The organism is Deltaproteobacteria bacterium, assembly GCA_018668695.1.
In the GTDB taxonomy this organism is placed as follows: Bacteria; Myxococcota; XYA12-FULL-58-9; order XYA12-FULL-58-9; family JABJBS01; genus JABJBS01.
Genome location: JABJBS010000269.1, coordinates 1 through 17,957, shown reverse-complemented (window position 1 = coordinate 17,957; position 17,957 = coordinate 1). Strand labels below are relative to the sequence as shown.

The window sequence follows — 17,957 nt, the reverse complement described above, 5'->3', positions numbered from 1 at the left end:
CGAACAAAATTTTGCCTATACGCAAACACATAAACATAGACTGACACAGAAAACAGCTCTGCCTTCTCCAACATTAACATCCAAGTCGCGCAAGTATATGCTGAGTTCTTGAAGTCCTCAGTAACTGTACGAAGAGTACCAAGCTGAGAAATGATATCCGTAATTTCGCGTTCAAGGTGATCTAGGATGCGGCCAAGTTCGCGTTTCTTTTTGTTATCTTTATTTTGGCCTGCCCCATGAAGATAGGGCACACAGATATTTTCAAAAAGAACGAATACCGACATGAGCTTATGCTTTATGCTGGTTAACAAATACTCAATTCGAACCGGTAGCTCGTCTTTGGTACCGTAACTGTACACTATCCGCTTCACCAGACGAGTTAATACCGTAAGCAAATTTAAGAAGTCAGGATGAACCTCGCCAGTCACCCTAGATACATATCCCGTTAAATTTTTTTCACCCATCAAAACCATGATATTTTTCATACAGGCCGCCGGGCTCTCATCGAGTTCAAGGTTCTCTTGCTCAATTTGCGACTGATTCTCGTGAATCACGGCTATCAGCCTGTCTCTGCTCATCGACCAATATTCAATGTCTATCTTTATTAAGCATTTGAATAGATATGGATATCTTTCAATCAGTAATTCCAACGACGAATCACTCACTTCGTTGTCTATCATCTAAGTGTCCATTCACCGTTTTAAACTCAAGAATTTCTTGGTTACGAAGTTAGTAGCAACAATCGTTCCAGTTAATTTCGGCAATTTTTGGGATTGTTCGGAGTTCTGGGAATTGTTCAAAACGGCCCAAGTTTTGCAATTGCTTGAGTCCAAATAGTCACAAAGGAATATTACGGTATGAAGTCAGCCCTCTTAAAGCCAACCAACGATTCATTTTTTTTGAAAGTCGGATTTCGGCCCTTTTTCCTCGGAGCTTCTTTCTATGCCATCGTTTCGATGGGGCTCTGGTTCTTCCATTATTTTGGTATTCTTGAACACTTACCATCAGGAATTCCTGCAGTGCTTTGGCACGGTCACGAAATGGTTTACGGTTTCGCCATGGCTGTTATTGCCGGATTTTTACTAACGGCGGTTACCAAGTGGACCCAAATACAAGTGGCGACCTCTCGCTCAATTCTATTTCTTTTCGTTACTTGGGCATTCGCAAGGCTACTGCTTCTCGCACCGAATGGTAACCTTACCTGGCTCGCAGGACTGAGTGATATTACTTTCAATTTATCACTCTTGATAGTCGTAGGTCGTCCTATTAGATTACGCCGGCAATGGCGCCAGATTCCGGTTCTGGTTTGCCTTGCTTTGATCCTTATCTCAAATATTGCCTTTTTTGTTTCCCTGACGACCATTCAGTATTTCATGGCTCGGGAAATGAACATTTTGGCCACCTTTATCATCATTGGGTTGTCAGGAGTGATTGCCGAGCGGGTTATTCCATTCTTTCTTTCTGTTCGTATCCAAAACTATGAACCGATCAGGAACCCGGCCTGGATGGGGCACCTTGGGCTGCTACTTATCCTTTCATTTGCTCTTGCTCAGCTCAGTCAAGGGTCAAAGTTTCTCTTAGCTCTAATAGGCCTCGCGTTGGCGATAATTTTCGCTATTAATTTATGGTCTTGGTATCACCCTAAAATTTGGTCGCACCCGATGACCTGGGTTATCTATGTTGGCTACGGGGCCTTGCCCATGGGGTTTCTTCTCTACGGCTTCCAAGCATTCCTGCAAATACCGTTACAGGCAGGGCTTCATGGATTATCCATCGGAGGTATTGGAATCTTATGTATTGGGATGATGGTAAGAGTAGCGCTAGGTCACTCTAATCTTAACGTTTACAACCCGCCGCGAGGAACTGCGCTGGCCTTTAGCACACTTCTAATCAGCGCATGTTCTCGAGTCCTTGGACCCATCTTGTTACCTGATTATTACAGCTATTGGATTGGTCTTTCGCAAGCGTTGTGGGTTGGAGTTTTTACATGGTATTTTGTATCTTTCTCACAGATTCTCAGTGTAAACCCAGCGCTTGAGCGACCAACGAAGCTTAAGACCTCGCTACCTTTAACCTAAGTGACCGGCTGAGGCGTCCGGCGAATGACTCTCTAGTCGCGTTTTAGGAATTAGCCCCGATGTCACAAAATCCCTAAAGGTATTTAAACCCCCGGTTAAAACCACCGTATTGAAACCCAGCTGGGCCAAAATACAATGGGCCGCGTAGGCTCGCTTTCCTTGTGAACACACAAGCTGAATCTTCCGGGCTGGGTTGAGGTAGATATAATTATTTCTTAGGTCGCCGAGAGCAATATTGATTGACCCAGCTATTCGCTCAGTCTCGTGCTCGCTCTTGTTCCGGACATCCAAAATGCATACATCGGATGAAAAAGAAAAGTCTAGCGGATCCACAAACAAGTTGCATTCCTGAATACGGTTTGCCGCCAGCATCCCAGCAACATTGACAGGTGCCTTCGGCGCACCAAACTGTGGAGTGTAGACGAGGTCCACTTCCTCGAGGTCAAATACAGACCCGCCTAATTTAATGGCCATTGCGATTGTATCTATTCTACGTACAACACCGTTTACACCATTTGCCTGGGCGCCCAATATTCGGCCGCGAGAATTATTTTCAAATATTACTTTCATGGTAATAGTTGAGCTACCTGGAAAATAGGTAACGTGGTTATCGGGGTGAAGATAAATAGTCCGGTAATCACTATTTTCCGCTCTATTTAACTGCCTTTCAGTTAATCCTGTTTGGGCGAGCGTGCAACCAAAAGCCTCTATTGCCGCAGTTCCCAGTACTCCACAATATTCCTTGGTTTCAGTTTTTTCGATATTCTTTGCAGCGATACGCCCTTGTAACGTTGCCGGACCTGCTAAAGGTGAGAGTATTATAGAGGAGTCGATCCGGTGATGGACCTCTATAACGTCACCAGCGGCATATATATCGGGGTCAGATGTTCTGAGATAATTGTCAACAACAATGCCCCCTCTTTCGCCCACCAATAAGCCAGCATTTTTCGCTAGCCCCACCCTTGGACGTGCTCCCACGCAACAAAGAACAATGTCTGTCTCTAAAGTGTCTTGCGCTTTGAACTCTACCTTTACCTTTCCGCTCTCAAGCTCTTCAAGGCCTGTCACCTCGGTGTCGAGACGGATATCAATTTCGGCGTTTTTCATGGACCGAATCATTGGAGCAATCATCTCAGGATCGAAGGTTGCCAAGAGCTGTGAGCTTTTCTCGACGACAGTAACTTTTACACCAATCGCGGCCAGATTTTCCGCGACTTCCAAACCGATGAATCCGGCTCCCATGACCAATGCTGATTTGATGGTTTTTCCACGTTCACGGATAATGACGGCATCTTCAATGGTTCGTATCGTAATGACAGCACTCGATTTTATGCCCTTGATTGGGGGTCGGAAAGATTCAGCGCCAGTGGCGAGAACGAGTTTGTCGTATGACTCCTCGGTTGTTTCCTCACTTTTAAGGTTCAAAACCCGTATTTTCTTTCGGTCTGTCAGGATTGATACAACCTCATGATGAAGCCTTACATCAACATTGAGGATCTGCTTAAACTTTTCCGGGTTCATAATCTCAAGACTCGACTTCTCCGGTATGACGCCGCTGACAAAGTATGGTAGTCCGCAGGAGGCAAAGGAAACCTGGGGCCCTTTTTCGAAAATTATTATCTCGGCATGTTCATCCAGGCGTCTTAGTTTTGCCGCCGCTGAGGCTCCGGCCGCTACGCCTCCTACAATAAGATAACGCATTCTTTTTTCAGGATTGTTTCTATCCATCGCTTCCTCCTTATTTCACTTTCAAGTAGTCACAAGAAGACTCTGCAAAGAACAAGCCAATCGTTCTTTGATAAAATATCGAATTTTAAATTGGGACAGCCGGATGCTTGAAAGTGATGAGGTTACAGAGTTGTAACCCAACCATTCTCTCTTGATTACGGATTTTCAGTGGGCTTAACACACGGACCGAGGATTTATCTGGTCTCAATGCGAGACTCAAAAAACACAACTATGACAACCAGATAAAATTGGTGATTACTCAATCCATAAATTCCGACCATCGTTAGAGTGACGACAGTCACGTTGATTCAATCTTCAGGAATCGTTGGGCTCATCGGTTGGTAGCCACATGGTTAATATTGCGCCAGAGCTTTCTCCAAGACCTATATCCAGCTCACCATGATTAGCTACCAGTAATGCCTGTGTAATCGGCAGTCCTAGCCCAGTGCCCTCGCCTTCAGCCTTGGTGCTGTAAAATGGAGTCAGGACTCTCTCTTGAGATTCAGGCGGAATGCCTGGTCCCTCATCGCGAACTCGTATCCCAACTTTATCGATCATCTGCACGAGAGAAACATAAATTGAACTTGAGTCCGGTGCGGCAGCTATCGCATTTAAAATAACATTAACCAAGGCCTGCATAATCTGGGTGCGGTCGGCCCAAAATTTTCCTTCGCCTGGTGCCACGGAATTTTCAAATTCAAGTTGCTTTTTAACCGCAGCCGGATTTACCAATTGTATACTCGCATTCACGAGTTCTGCGACGTCTACGAAACCTGGAGTAATCGGACGCCTTCGGGAATAGTCCAGTAGACCTCTAACCGTATGGCGTATTCTTTCCAACCCTTCGCGTATCGTTTGATAGTAGATTTCACGCGACTCCTGAGGAACAAGGCCACCGTGTAAAGCCTCAATACCCGCTATAACACCGGCGAGTGGGTTATTTACCTCGTGTGCCACGCCAGCCGCCAAAACTCCAATTGATGACAACTTATCTGCTCGCTGAACCTTAGTTCTTTCGCGAGAAAGGGAAAACTCTGCGGCGACCCAACGAAACAATAGCTTTGTCACCTCTAGATCCGTGGGCGTGAACGGTATTTCACTTGGAGGATTGTCTCCTAAAAACACTAGAAATGAGGAATCCCCATCTAGATCTAGGGTAATTCCAAGTTTGGTTCTGACCTTGAACGGTCCCTTCTCCGCCTCTAGCACATGAAGTTGCTGAGTATCATCCGTACTCTCATGAATTGCCTTTTCAGAACTTTCTAAAATCTCTCTCGAAAACTCCGAAAGGAAAGCCAAATAGTCTGAATTATTTTTCGTAATCGGACCAACCGTTTCAAGAACCTCATAATGAGTATCATCGCCGCGATAGAAGATGGCTGCATCCAATTTAAAGTGACGACAGCCGAGAGCGAGAAGAGCACAAACTTTTTCCTGCCAAGAAATACCTTGTGAGGACCCAATCGTATGCAACTCTCTCAAAATGCGGTTTAGCCTTGCGCTCTCTTCCTCTGCTTGTTTCCGTCGCGTGATATCTCGAATAATTCCGGTAAACGCCGGACTACCCTCTATGCTCATTTCACTTAATGCCAACTCGATCGGGATATTGCGACCGTCTTTATGACGCGCGATGAGTTCCCTTCCTATTCCTATGATTGAGGCTACGCCGGTCTTCAAATAATTGGTAACATAACTGTCATGCCGCGACGCATGGTCTTCTCCCATAATAGTAACGATATTTTTCCCGATTATTTCGGCGGCGCTGTAGCCCAGAATATCTTCGGCTGCTTTATTGAAAGTAAGTATTTCGCTGTGTTGGTTTATAGTAATAATACCGTCCACTGCTGTCTCTACGATGGAGCGTGTTTGCTCATGACTGTCTTGCAAGGAGTTAAGTATGCGTTGATTTAAAAATCGTCCTGCACCTCCCCAGATCAGAACCAATATCAATCCGAAGACCAGGGCGGAAATCATAAAGAAAAATAAAACTCCGTTGTCTAGATTTTGCCCAATGATGACCGTCGCGCCATCAAGGTTTCGATAACCAAAGATTTCACCCTCATATTCAACCAGCCCGGAATGATTTAACGCCGCAAGTTGTCGTATCCGACCAAAGAGTTTTTCTTGGTCTAAATTATTTTCAATCTGCAATGGACTCTGCGAGGAACTCGCCAACACCTTAGAGTCATTTTCATCTAAATTCACAACCACTGCGTTCCACGCGTTATTGTCCAGGTTACGGATCTGCTCTAGGTAAGCATCAAAGCGCTCCTCGTCACCATAAATTGCTACCCAATCCAGCGCCGCCCAGACGACTTGCTTACGGTCGTCTGCCATTAATTCTTTGCCCAAGTAGATACCTGAAAGCGTGAGAGCAACTGTTACTAACGCAGCGATAGGTATGACCAAACGTGGTAAATTTTTATTGTCGAGCCATTTTTCTTTCAATTTATTTTCCTGACAGGTCTAGACCGTTGCCGGTTTAAATATGGTCAGTACAATCCTCTTTCAAGTCCCTTGCCAATCAACAAAAGCACGGTATGCCGTATACTTAGCGAGAATTTGAAATTTACGACGGCCAGAGCGTTACCCCAGGGTAACCAGCGTGATACCATCAGGTAACGTCGGCGGTAAGAATGAGGACTGAATAAGGTCAGAGACTGCAAGAGGAACGAAAACGTCTAACCTAAACAACTAATTTTACGCTGTTTTTAACTCGTTACAGTAGTTGGCATAACCCCTGCAACGCATTTGATAGCCGCTTAACGGATGCCCTAAGAACTATAGAAAACTAACGAACGGTCCCGCAGCAATGGAAATACTTCTTGTCGACGACGAGACAACAATCCAATTAACAATTGGTGACCGGTTAAGACAGGCCGGGCACAACGTGACTGTTACCGGTGACGGGTTAACAGCCAGTAAACTGATTCGTGAACAAGCCTTTGATGTGGTGCTCACAGACATCCGGCTTCCCAAAATTGACGGCAGAACATTACTCACCAAGGTCTTGGAAGCACAACCGGAGACCGATGTTATACTCATGACCGCCTACGCAAACGTGGGGGATGCTGTAGAGGCTCTTAAGGAAGGTGCACGGGACTACCTAAGTAAACCCTTTGACGTAAGCGAGCTTATTGTTCGACTTCAATATATCGAAGAAAAACGTCGACTGCGCGAAGAATTACGTGAAGCTCGAGTCTATCTAAAGAATGGTACCGATACCTCGTCAATTATTGGCGAGTCTCCAAGTATGCGAGCCGTAAAACATCGCATAGAAACCATTGCGCGTAGCGACGCTCCAGTCCTAATTACCGGCGAAAGTGGAACCGGTAAGGAAATGATTGCAAGAAGTCTTCACAAAAAATCAGAGCGAAGTGATGGCCCTTTTATTGCCGTAAACTGTGCCGGTCTTCCAGATACGCTGCTCGAATCCGAACTCTTCGGCCATGAAAAAGGTGCATTCACCGGAGCCGATAAACGGCGAAAAGGAAGATTCGAAGCTGCACACAACGGGACTATCTTTCTTGATGAGATTGGAGAACTTCCGTCAGGATCTCAGACCAAACTTTTACGTGTGCTTCAGGAAAAAACCATTGAGCGTGTAGGTTCACACGAACCCGTACCCGTAAATGCTTGGATTCTTTCTGCTACGAATAAGGACCTTCCAAGTTTGATAGAGCAAGGCACCTTTCGCGAAGACCTATATTACCGGCTCATGGTACTCGACATTCTTGCGCCACCACTTCGGGAGAGACGTTCCGATCTGGCACTATTGGTCGAATATTTTATTCGTAAACACCAACCCAGCAACCAAGAGCGGCCAGAGATCAGTCCCGAAGCCTGGGCTGCACTCTCATCATACCACTTCCCCGGAAATGTCAGGGAGTTGGAACACGCCATTCGTCACGCCATTGTTTTGAGTAATTCAAAGCCCATTGGGCTTGAACATTTGCCAAGGCAGATCTCTAACGTAGGATCAGCAAGCCAAATGGACTCAGACCAATGTGTGAAACTTAGTGATGCGATTCGATCCTTCGAGTACGAATACATCCAACGAGCTCTCCGGATGACCAACGGCAAAAAAGCTCAAGCAGCCGAACTCTTGGGAATATCACGCAAGAACTTATGGGAAAAACTCAAGAGTCACGAAACAAGCTCGGCTGAATATTCAACCACTTGAACCTCCGACAACGCGCCCACAAGCGTATTCGCGTGAACCTCGGCATAACAAGTATTCTTAATTCCTCAATATGGTGTAAGAACAACGCATGACCTCGAAGTGTCTTAGCGAGGCCGCTTGGCTCTTGGAGAATCCGTCAGGCTTCCAATTTCACTAAGCTAAAATTACCAAGCTTCAAAACATATCGAAAGCAAAGTATCTGGGTTACCCGAATGCGACAACATCCGCCCGGCTACGCTACCAACCGGTAACCCCCAAGCCGCATACTCTCGCACGACCGTTATATTTGGGCGCAATCTAATTCATAAAGTGAAAATGTTTGGCATGAGTCCTGCTTAGTTCTTAAGGCACACCGGAAGGACGACAAATGCTAAGCAAAGATGCCCCAATAGATAATTTTATGAGCCAAACACTCATTACCATTTCTCCAGACCTATCAATCGACGATGCAAAAGAGCGGATGGCCGAGAATGGGATACGCCATATTCCTGTTTTAGAAAATAACCGACTGATTGGTATCCTAAGCGCCCGCGATCTGCTCGTTTTTGATTCAATCCCCACCAATCAAAATACAGTATGGCCAGTATCCGCAGCCATGACCACACGTCCCATCACATGCCCAAGTGATACGCCACTGGCTGAAGCCTTAGAACTCATGTCCAATGAAAGTATCGGCGCAGTACCAGTTATGGATGGTGACGAGATAAAAGGAATCTTTACGTCGGTCGATGCCATCAACATTCTTCAAAAGACATTGATCTAAGTTCATAAAACGCGTCGGAAAAATTAAGCGGATTCGGCAAAGAACAATGACATTACCCTTATGATATTCGCAGAATAGAACAAATGATCCGAACACCCTGAAACACTGCAAGTACCTTCGGCACACACTATCAACTCAAATTTGTCCGGAACCCAATCCATATCGACGCTAAAAGAATAGCTAGCTATGTCGATTGCATATGGCCCTACATGGAACACCAATGACGACGAAAAACGCTCAACGACCATATTCAAAAACAAAAAATCACCGACAACAAACCCGCCTATACGCACTCCTTTTACTTCTACCACTCGCAACCTACAGCTGCGGCGAACAAGAATCTTCGGGTATTTGCAGTGCTTCATCAGTTACGTTGAACCAGTTTAGCTTCGACGAAATTTATACAACAGACGACGGAACGACCACCATTAGAATAGCGTCAGCTATCCCCAACCCAGTGAACCGAGGTGACAATACCTGGCAACTCGAATTACTTTCACCAGACGGCAGTTCCATAACTGACGCTGAAATTCTTTTAGAGCCCACCATGCCGGGCCATGGCCATGGAACCTTTCCCGCGACCTTCACCGGTATATACAACGCGGATAAAGGATACTACGATTTGGGCCCTTTCGAGCTTATGATGCCAGGCCACTGGCTCTTTTCATTTTTCGTTACACTTGCCGATGGTACGACAGACCGCACTACAATTTCATTCTGCTTAGAAAGTTAAGCAATGCCCTACCCTCTATCAATCCAAACGTTACTTCTTCTTTCCTCTCTAACGTTGGCCGCCTGCCAAAACAAAGTCTACACCCTCACCGGCGCAAGCATTCAGGACCCAGAATCTTGTGCGGAATGTCACCCGCTACACTACAATCAGTGGTCTTCGAGTATGCACGCCTACGCCGGGGAAGACCCCGTCTTTTTGGCGATGAACCGTCGCGGTCAACGGGAAACGAACGGCGAACTCGGAGCGTTCTGCGTGAGCTGCCATGCGCCAGTAGCTCTACGCCTCGGCTTAACCCAAAACGGGCTAAATCTCCCCGAGCTCCCCGCTTACACAAAAGGTGTCACCTGCTACTACTGTCACTCAGTTGTGGAGGTAAATGGTACTCACAACAACCCACTCGTTTTAGCGCAGGATGAAGTTCTACGAGGAGGAATCTTGAATCCGGTAGAGACCGATGCGCATGCGTCGGGATATTCTACTCTCTTAGACGGTGATGATATTAAATCAGCGTCAATGTGTGGAAGCTGTCACGACATCGTAACCCCTCAAGGGTTTCACATAGAACGAACATATGCTGAGTGGAAAAGTACTCTTTATTCGGACCCAGACACACAGCCGGCTCTTTCATGTCCTGCATGCCACCAATCCGGAACCAACGGTGTGATAGCAACTGGAGGGAACTACCCTGAACGGCGCATACACGATCACTACTTCCCTGGAGTGGATTTAGCCTTGACGCCATTCCCGCACGCCGAGCAACAACGAGAGCAAGTCGAACGCGCCCTAAATGCCTCACTGCGAACCGAGCTTTGCGTATATCCGGACGATGAAAGGAGCTACGCGGTAGTTACACTCGAAAACATCGGATCAGGGCATTCATGGCCAAGCGGTGCTTCGGCCGACCGGCGCGCTTGGGTTGAGCTTGAAGCATCTATTGACGGGGAAGTATTCTATACAAGCGGCAAAGTAGACCATAAAACACCAATCACCTCAGCATCCGACACGTGGATAATTCGTGACAAGCTATACAACAGTGAAGGACACGAGGTACACATGTTTTGGGAAGCCATGGACTACACCTCCAACGCATTGCCCGGACCCACCGCACTCTCTCCTCTAAACCCCGACTACGTCGATACCCATGTCATGCGCACCTATGAAGTGCCGGGAACACTGGACAAGGTTAGATTACAGGTTCACATAAGGCCCATTGGTTTGGATATCTTGGATGACCTCATAGAGAGTGGCGACCTCGACCCTGAGTTTAGAGATCGCATGCAAACGATTACCATAGAGTCCGCATCCCTTGAATGGTCAGTTCACAACGGTGTCGCTTGCATCCCGTAGAATGCCCATTGGTCAACCTGACGAACCATCCCACGTAGCCCAAAGCTTCCATCGACGCCGATAAGCGAAGGTATCTGAAAGAACCTTGGACATCTTCAGAATCTTAAGTGATTTCACGTGTTCATCAGGAGAATGTTCATCATTCCATTTTCGAGCCACATTCGCAGCGATAGCCTGACGAATCTCCTTAAACTTTTTATGCTTGTTTGCCTTTGCAAACGCTAACCGCCAACGAAAGCTACTTACAAAGAGTGACGGGCGTTTACGGATCCTCGGATAACTTAAGGATTCGCCACCCTGGATGATATCAACCAATTTACCATTGTTTAGTTCCGCCTTACCCACATACCACATCAGATTGGTATCGGGGTTCGAGAATAAACCCCAGTTTTGATAAAGATTGGGAGTACGCACAGAATTCCAAACAGCTTTGGGCCAGTCTACTCTCTTGAAGGCATGCATTCCCTCAAGTCCTGAAATGGCTATAACCAAGACCAACCAAACCATTACAGCCGCTTGAACCCGTCCCATAGCACCCAGAGGCCGCGGTTCTGACTCCAGCGAAGCGTCAACTGCCTTGGTTTCATTCGTGACCCAAAGAGAAAATCTATTCCCTAACGAAAAGCCCGGCCTAAGCAACCACCGTTGTGCCCTCTCTGTAATTGGACTTATTGAATCCCAAAAAACAGGAGGCAAGAGGCAAATCAATCCGGGGCTAGCATAAAACATAAAGTAACCAACATCTAACATCAGAAAGATACCAAAGTTGAGTCCAAGAACTCCCAGGATTGCAACTGCACGAATCCGCCCTCCCCAAGAGGGCACCCAAAATAACATGGGCAAGATAATCTCCGCCCACGGCGTCGCCAGAGAAAGTACTTTAAGAATCGAATCAAATTGGGAAAACCAAACACCAAACGGCTTCACCAGAAGATTATAATTTAGGGCATTATGAAGCGCATCACCCGTCATCCAATAGGTCTGCCAAACCTTCGCCTCGCCCGCCCCTATATAGAGAATTGTCATTTGCGTAAGAATCAGCAAGCCTCCCAAGTAGCTTAGAGGACCACCGGCCGCCTTCTTACGCTGCGCAAATGTCAAAGGAAGAAGCCCAGCAATAAGGAGCAAACCGGGGGAAAGTTTATCCCCACCATAAGTCAGCAGCGGATTACTCAGATTCATGCTCAGAAGAAATATCCAAGAAATTAATAGGGTCGTCCTAAGCCGATAACCAATTACAACACAAACCGCCAACACGACCTGAGCGCCAACAACCGTCCATATAACCCAATCAACGTCGTTAAAATGGAAGCTCCAATAATAAGGCTTGTACCCGTAGATTTTCTCCCAGATAGCCTTCGGGAAAACCCCAGACTCCGTAAAGAAGTATTTCGTATTAACAAAGCGGTGAATAAGATCCACCAAAAGTGCTACCGAAAAAAGTGTTCGAAATGCGAGCATCGACCGTGGATCCAGCTTAAAAAGAGAATCACGTAGCTCTTTAGAAAAATGAAGATTCATTTTAAGAATTGTCCAATTCAGATTATTAAACAAAATTTTTAAGTAAATTCGAAAAAGGAAGCAAAGCCCGTCTTTAAGCCACCGACCGATCGACCAACAGACTCATCACTAAACAGTTTCCTCTAACCAGGCTTTTATCCCTGTTCAGCCAGATGCAGGGACGACACCACCTGTTGCTAGCAAAATCAATTGCACTTGCCACATATTGAATGCCGCCCCCATTACCTGAACAAGAAGCAATTTAAGTGCCAATCAACACCAACCCTGCCCCCAACACAGAACGCCAGACTCGAATGGACAAATCCCTCACTTAATCCCGACAATTTTACGCATCAAGAACGGAACACTGTTTCTAATACCAAAAACGAAAAATATTCCGATTTTGAACCATCAATCAGCAACGGTAACGAACCTAAATAAATTGAAATCCTAAATTACAGAAAAAATAGCGCTACCATTGGGTAGCGGCAACAACCCGCAAACTTCCCCTTTCGTAACAACCAAAAAATCACTCAAAAGACACTCGTAACCATTGGGTAACGGCCCAATTGTAACAAAATAAGAATCTATATATTTCTTAGAAAACCATTTAATCTAAGCCCATCCGAACCGACAATTAACGAAAGCATGAAAATGGGATTCGATAAAAGGAAAGTCAACGCAAGAGCCGCCAAAGCCAATCGCGTCATTGAAGAGGCCTCTAATCGATTCGTTCGCTCGTATCATAACGCAATCGAAAACATTGGACTAGAAGGTCGTAAGGCAAAATATGACGATATCAACTATGAGTTTATAGGCGGAGCGCAAGACCGCATGCGGAAACGGCACTATGACAAAAGTTTGAGATTGCTCTGGAAGGCTGAGAACATCACGCCGTTTCTGGACTTTAAAGACTGCACACCGCAAGAACGTTTACTACAACAGCATGCCGTCTCGGCAATGAACGACTCAGAGAAGACTCAAATTGAGCGCATCTCCTTGACGGAATATAAAAAATTTCTTGATAGCCAGTACACCCCAAAAGAAAAACAGGCTATCGTGTCCATTCTTTCGGCAATCGGTCATGGCGAAGCATATGCCTGGCTGGTTTCGGCAGAACTTCTAAGCCATGTAAAGAGCACCGGGGCGCGAGCAGCTCTCACAATGCAAGTTCTAGAGGAGGCAAAACACTTTGTCGTACTTCGTGAACTCCTCCGTGCATTTGATACGCCCATTCCTCGTTTATCAATCTGGGAATACATTCTGCTGGAGAAAGTCTATAAAGCAGAAGGTTTAGAAAAATTCTTTGGAATGAATGTTTTAATCGAGGGCATTGCATTGAGCGTCTTTGGTGTCATGGCCTCATTTCCAGGCCTGGAAATTTTAAGAAACTTTCACCTAGACGAATCACGCCATACAGCATTACCTGGAAATTACCTAAGGGAGTTTCCGCTAACCTATTGGCAAAAACACAGCCCGATTCGAAAGCTTAAAAGGTTATCGATGGTTCTTCCGTCGATTGCGCTTATCCCATACCTAGAAGAGGATTTCGCGGAACTCGGAATCGATGCCTTCGACTTTGGAGGTTCGGTTGTAAGGAAAGTAACAACACTTGCAGAACGAAATGGGTTTTATTTACCGATATCAAATGAGCAGCTTATGCTTAGCTTAGACCGTCTTTTTAACGGGTATTGCTCTATGACAAGGTCCGACCATCAAGAGTGTTCGTTCACACAATCCGAAACAACTCGAGACCCTGAGGCACTCAAAGTCGAGGACCAAGTATTCGGTAACGTTTCCTTGGTTTAATGAAGCTAACCCAATTTCACTTGGTCATTTGAGGATTCTCCCTCATTCAACCTTAAGGAGACCAAAATGATTGAATCCAATAATACGCCCTATGATTTACTGGGCGGTGCCGAGGGTTTAAGAACATTGGTGAATCAGTTTTACGTAAACATGGCTGAATGTGAAGAAGCCGAATCAATTAGACAGATGCATCAAGCTGACACAACGGTGGTGGCCGAGAAATTATACGAGTATCTCTCAGGATGGCTCGGCGGCCCTTCTCTCTACAAGTACAAATACAAAACTGTGTGCATTACCAGGCCCCATGCTCAATATGTAATTGGGGTAAAGCAACGGGAGGAGTGGCTCTATTGCTTTTACAAAGCGATGGATGATGTAGGGGTCCCGGCGCAAGTACGAGAAATTCTTAAACAGCCGCTTTATCGTATCGCAGACTTTTTACGTAACAGCTGATAAAGATTTTCGAACGAGTAGCCGATGGGTAACAATACCGATAATTGAATTCTAATTCTGTTACCTCAAAATCTTCTCAAACTGAGCCGGCGTACAAAACAATCGCTCTGGCTCTGCTCCTTTCTGATTCACCGGTTCTAGTTGACCGATACCACAGAGTTTTTTGGCACATCGAAATAGCGCCATACTTCCAACAAATACACAGCACGATGGCACGGCACTTGCTGCTCTTATGATGGGCGTTGCACACACACAAAGGCGAAAATTATGTTGGGGAACACAGCTATTGCCAGATTAGGACGACGTACAAAGCATTCAATTAAAATGCTCGGTTATACAATCATACTTTTAGGGATGGAATCCCTGATGCATCGATTGGGCGCTAACGATAAAAGCCTTATCAAACGAAGACTCATCGATCACTAAACCAGTTTGGCGCTTATGCTTTATGGACATTTTCGTACAAACTCTTGGACATATAATCCATAATCAGATGCGCCAAAGGTAAATATGCCCGTAACGACAAGCTCATATAAAGCACCCTGGTGGCTTAGCAACCGACATGCTCAAACTGTCCTTGGTTTGATGGTTAGGCTACCCGTACGTATTGAATTCACTTATGAATATTTAGAATTGCCTGATGGAGACACCCTTGAACTGGCATGGGCCGGGACAAAAGGTCCCATCACTCTTTTCTTATCGGGTGTCGAAGGAAACTGCCTTACATCAACCTATGCCAGAGGAATTTTGAACAATGTGGCAAACGGAGGACACCGGGTGGTATTCGCTCATCATAGAGGTTGCGGTACCCGCCCCAACCGTCTCCATCGTAGCTACCTTGCGGGAGACACCGATGATATTCGATTCGTTGTAAACGAGATACATCGCCGAGAACCCGGGACCTCACTTCATGCTATTGGGATTTCAATCGGCGCAAACAAACTCCTCAAATATTTGGGCGAGGAAGGTTCTAATACACCTTTAAAACAGGCGTTTGCAGCCTCGGTCCCATTTGAGATAGGTACCACCATCGAGGTACTCAATGAATCCCTTGGAGGGTTTTACCAAGGAGCGATTCTTCGTTGGATTCGGTCTAGGCTTTACAAGAAGATGGACCAATTGGACTACAAGACCTTATTTTCCTTGACCAAAGACCAGATAAAGCGAATCAAAACTCTTCGCGAATTCGATAAACTTGTTACCTTACCGATAAGCGGATTATTCGATGTTAATCGTTATTATAGGGATTCCAGCTGTCGCCCTCATCTTAAGAATATAGAAATCCCAACGCTTATCGTACACTCGCTTGACGATACCTTCATGGCTCCACAGTCCATTCCCAATCACTACGAGCTATCTGACACGACGACTCTCGAGCTAAGTGAATCGGGCGGTCACGTTGGCTTTGTTCACGGAGTTCCCTGGTCCCCGAGATACTGGCTTGAGGAGCGAATCGCAGGCTTCCTTAAACTAAAAGGCGCGGAATCAACTGCGCCCAAAAGAGTTCTAAACCTCTACCTGTGGTCGTAAAACCTTTTTCTATTGAGTCCGAATAGGTCCGTATTCTCATGATCAAGAATAGCGTATCTTGTTTTAGCAATTCTATGCCCACTTGGCTTGGTAGTCGTGTTAACGATAAATTTCTCTATATTCCTATCGTGATTCGCCTGCGTGTTCCTCCGCTTCATTGCGGTTGCTTTGTACCCGCGCGCACCTCCCTCTTTCTTTGCTTCGACATGTCAGAACACGCGGCTCCTCCTCGAAAGCCAGTCATAAACATAAACTGATGCCTGAGGAGGCTCTAATGATTAAAACTGCCCTAAAGTCCTTACTTATTTTCTCAACTCTGATAACTGGTCTCGTTGCCTGTGGACCCGTCAGTTCACCCGACGAAGTCAGCGTAAGCTTTAATGTACCTGACTCAATGCAACGTGATGACGGTTTAACCGAATGTGGTCGAACGTGGATTCCAGAAGGAACGACCACACAAATGATGCCAAATGGCAGTATGAACTTTAATGTCCCAACTGGTTTCTCCGTTATCAACCACCACGGATTCAATGCCGGGAAGCTCAGCAATAACGGCACCGTGACCTGTACCTGCACGAAAGGCAGTGGCGATTGCAGCCCAGCTTCTGATGGAAGCAGTGTCGGTTGCCTCATCGGACCTAATTGTGAGACTTGCAGCCGCAAGGCTTCTCTAAGCGTTATACAACGGTCCGTTGGAATTCGTTTTGCTACTCAACTCGAAGTTGAGACACTGCCGCTCGGTAATAGCTTAATGATGGACGTACCAGAGCTTGCCGAAGAGTTCCGAACTTTCAGCAAAGCCCATACTCTTGAAGCTGGTGATTTTCAGGCACCAACCCTTATCACCGATCACTCTTTCATTGCAGAAGACGACCATGTCTTAGTGCCTGTGAATGCTTTTGGACGTATCCTTTACACCAAAATGAAGCGAAGCAGTGCTAAACTATTCGGACAGATGGGTATGGTCTTTGCTGCGAAGGGTACCTGTAGCTGTACTTCAGGCTCAAGCGGTTGCACATACTGGTCAAGATTTGGCTATTCTGGTTGTGAGGCTGGTTCGTGCACAAGCTGCTCACTCACAACTTCCTCAGTTCGAATGAACCAAATGGAACTCTTTGAGCGCTGATCTAAGATTAGCTCTTGGGTGCATCAATCGGTGCACCCACTTTAAAGAAAATGAATGATGGTGCTGGGACTATGAGATGGGCTTACCGCGCATTGATTAGCCCAGCACTTTTATTTTAACTTGATGTTCAAGGTTTAAACGGTTTCTGCACTGCCTAAGACGCCGGGGTTTGCAAAAATCGTGTAAGTCTCGACTTATTCGTTGGCAACGGAGAACGAGATGTTTCTAGCCTTGCTACCTCACTCATGAGTTCGGCGCGCTGATTACTTTTTGGCAACTCGCGAATCTTACCAAAGAGTTCGTCCACAATGGGTCGCAGCTCAGTATCTTTACCCGCTCGAAGTTTGCCACGCATAAGCGAGATATACCCTTTAAGCACTGGCACATCGGCTTTGCCTTTAGAACCAAGCTCAATCATGTTGCGCGCAAAATCTTCAGCTTTATCTTCTGCGTCGCGCAGTTCCAGCAGGATACAAGAAGTGTTGAGACTTTGAAGCGTATGGACCACATTATCGCCTCGCACTCTTCTTAAAAACGACTCCGTTCCAAACGCAACCACTTGCTCCACCGGGCGACCAGCACGGACACAAAGCTCGGAGCACATCGACGCACGAAATGCCGCGTTGTTGGGCGTCATCTCGTAGCGCATTGGCAATTTCTCATCCGCCGGGTTCAGTGCATCCTCGTAGCGCTCTAACTTGTAGAGG

At 46.2% G+C, this 17,957-nt stretch carries 14 protein-coding genes; 9 read left to right on the top strand and 5 right to left on the bottom strand.

From position 1 onward, the window contains the following. Nucleotides 1-680 (bottom strand): hypothetical protein (locus tag HOK28_14460; protein MBT6434298.1); only part of this gene is annotated, 680 nt, incomplete at its 3' end. A 177-nt stretch (nt 681-857) separates the two neighbouring features. Between HOK28_14460 and HOK28_14455 the strand changes: the two genes are divergently transcribed. Beyond that, the gene (locus tag HOK28_14455) at nt 858-2,078 is read left to right on the top strand and encodes an NnrS family protein (GenBank protein MBT6434297.1); all 1,221 of its coding nucleotides are present in this window, start codon (nt 858-860) and stop codon (nt 2,076-2,078) included. Here the strand turns inward: HOK28_14455 and HOK28_14450 are convergent. Then, nucleotides 2,070-3,806, bottom strand: coding sequence for an FAD-dependent oxidoreductase (locus HOK28_14450; protein MBT6434296.1), 1,737 nt, complete (start codon nt 3,804-3,806; stop codon nt 2,070-2,072). The two genes, HOK28_14455 and HOK28_14450, sit on opposite strands and share 9 nt — an antisense overlap. 315 nt (nt 3,807-4,121) lie before the next feature. Further along, nucleotides 4,122-6,254 (bottom strand): PAS domain S-box protein, encoded by a 2,133-nt coding sequence (locus HOK28_14445; GenBank protein MBT6434295.1) that lies wholly within the window; start codon nt 6,252-6,254, stop codon nt 4,122-4,124. 364 nt (nt 6,255-6,618) lie between these two features. Between HOK28_14445 and HOK28_14440 the strand changes: the two genes are divergently transcribed. From HOK28_14440 to HOK28_14425, 4 genes are all read left to right on the top strand, one after another. Beyond that, nucleotides 6,619-7,989 (top strand): sigma-54-dependent Fis family transcriptional regulator, encoded by a 1,371-nt coding sequence (locus HOK28_14440; protein MBT6434294.1) that lies wholly within the window; start codon nt 6,619-6,621, stop codon nt 7,987-7,989. Nucleotides 7,990-8,389: 400 nt separating this feature from the next. Then, complete coding sequence (locus tag HOK28_14435) at nt 8,390-8,752, top strand: CBS domain-containing protein (GenBank protein ID MBT6434293.1); 363 nt, start codon at nt 8,390-8,392, stop codon at nt 8,750-8,752. 220 nt (nt 8,753-8,972) lie between these two features. Next, on the top strand, nt 8,973-9,485 hold the full coding sequence (locus tag HOK28_14430; protein ID MBT6434292.1) for a hypothetical protein: 513 nt from the start codon (nt 8,973-8,975) through the stop codon (nt 9,483-9,485). A gap of 3 nt (nt 9,486-9,488) precedes the next feature. Further along, a complete protein-coding gene (locus tag HOK28_14425; GenBank protein ID MBT6434291.1) occupies nt 9,489-10,832 on the top strand; it encodes a hypothetical protein in 1,344 nt (447 codons plus the stop codon). A gap of 12 nt (nt 10,833-10,844) precedes the next feature. On the opposite strand, the gene HOK28_14420 is transcribed toward HOK28_14425, so the two are convergent. Beyond that, nucleotides 10,845-12,353 (bottom strand): hypothetical protein, encoded by a 1,509-nt coding sequence (locus HOK28_14420; GenBank protein ID MBT6434290.1) that lies wholly within the window; start codon nt 12,351-12,353, stop codon nt 10,845-10,847. Between the two features lie 633 nt (nt 12,354-12,986). Between HOK28_14420 and HOK28_14415 the strand changes: the two genes are divergently transcribed. The 4 genes from HOK28_14415 to HOK28_14400 all read left to right on the top strand — a co-directional run bounded on the left by HOK28_14415 (nt 12,987) and on the right by HOK28_14400 (nt 17,250). Then, nucleotides 12,987-14,141, top strand: a complete 1,155-nt coding sequence (locus tag HOK28_14415) for a hypothetical protein (GenBank protein ID MBT6434289.1) — start codon at nt 12,987-12,989, stop codon at nt 14,139-14,141. Between the two features lie 69 nt (nt 14,142-14,210). Further along, nucleotides 14,211-14,594 (top strand): group II truncated hemoglobin, encoded by a 384-nt coding sequence (locus HOK28_14410; protein ID MBT6434288.1) that lies wholly within the window; start codon nt 14,211-14,213, stop codon nt 14,592-14,594. 510 nt (nt 14,595-15,104) lie between these two features. Continuing rightward, nucleotides 15,105-16,124, top strand: a complete 1,020-nt coding sequence (locus tag HOK28_14405) for a hydrolase (protein ID MBT6434287.1) — start codon at nt 15,105-15,107, stop codon at nt 16,122-16,124. 274 nt (nt 16,125-16,398) lie between these two features. Continuing rightward, a complete protein-coding gene (locus HOK28_14400) occupies nt 16,399-17,250 on the top strand; it encodes a hypothetical protein (GenBank protein MBT6434286.1) in 852 nt (283 codons plus the stop codon). Nucleotides 17,251-17,404: 154 nt separating this feature from the next. Here HOK28_14400 and HOK28_14395 read toward each other — a convergent pair. Continuing rightward, nucleotides 17,405-17,957, bottom strand: a 553-nt coding sequence (locus tag HOK28_14395) for a hypothetical protein (protein MBT6434285.1), incomplete at its 5' end; no start/stop codon positions are given.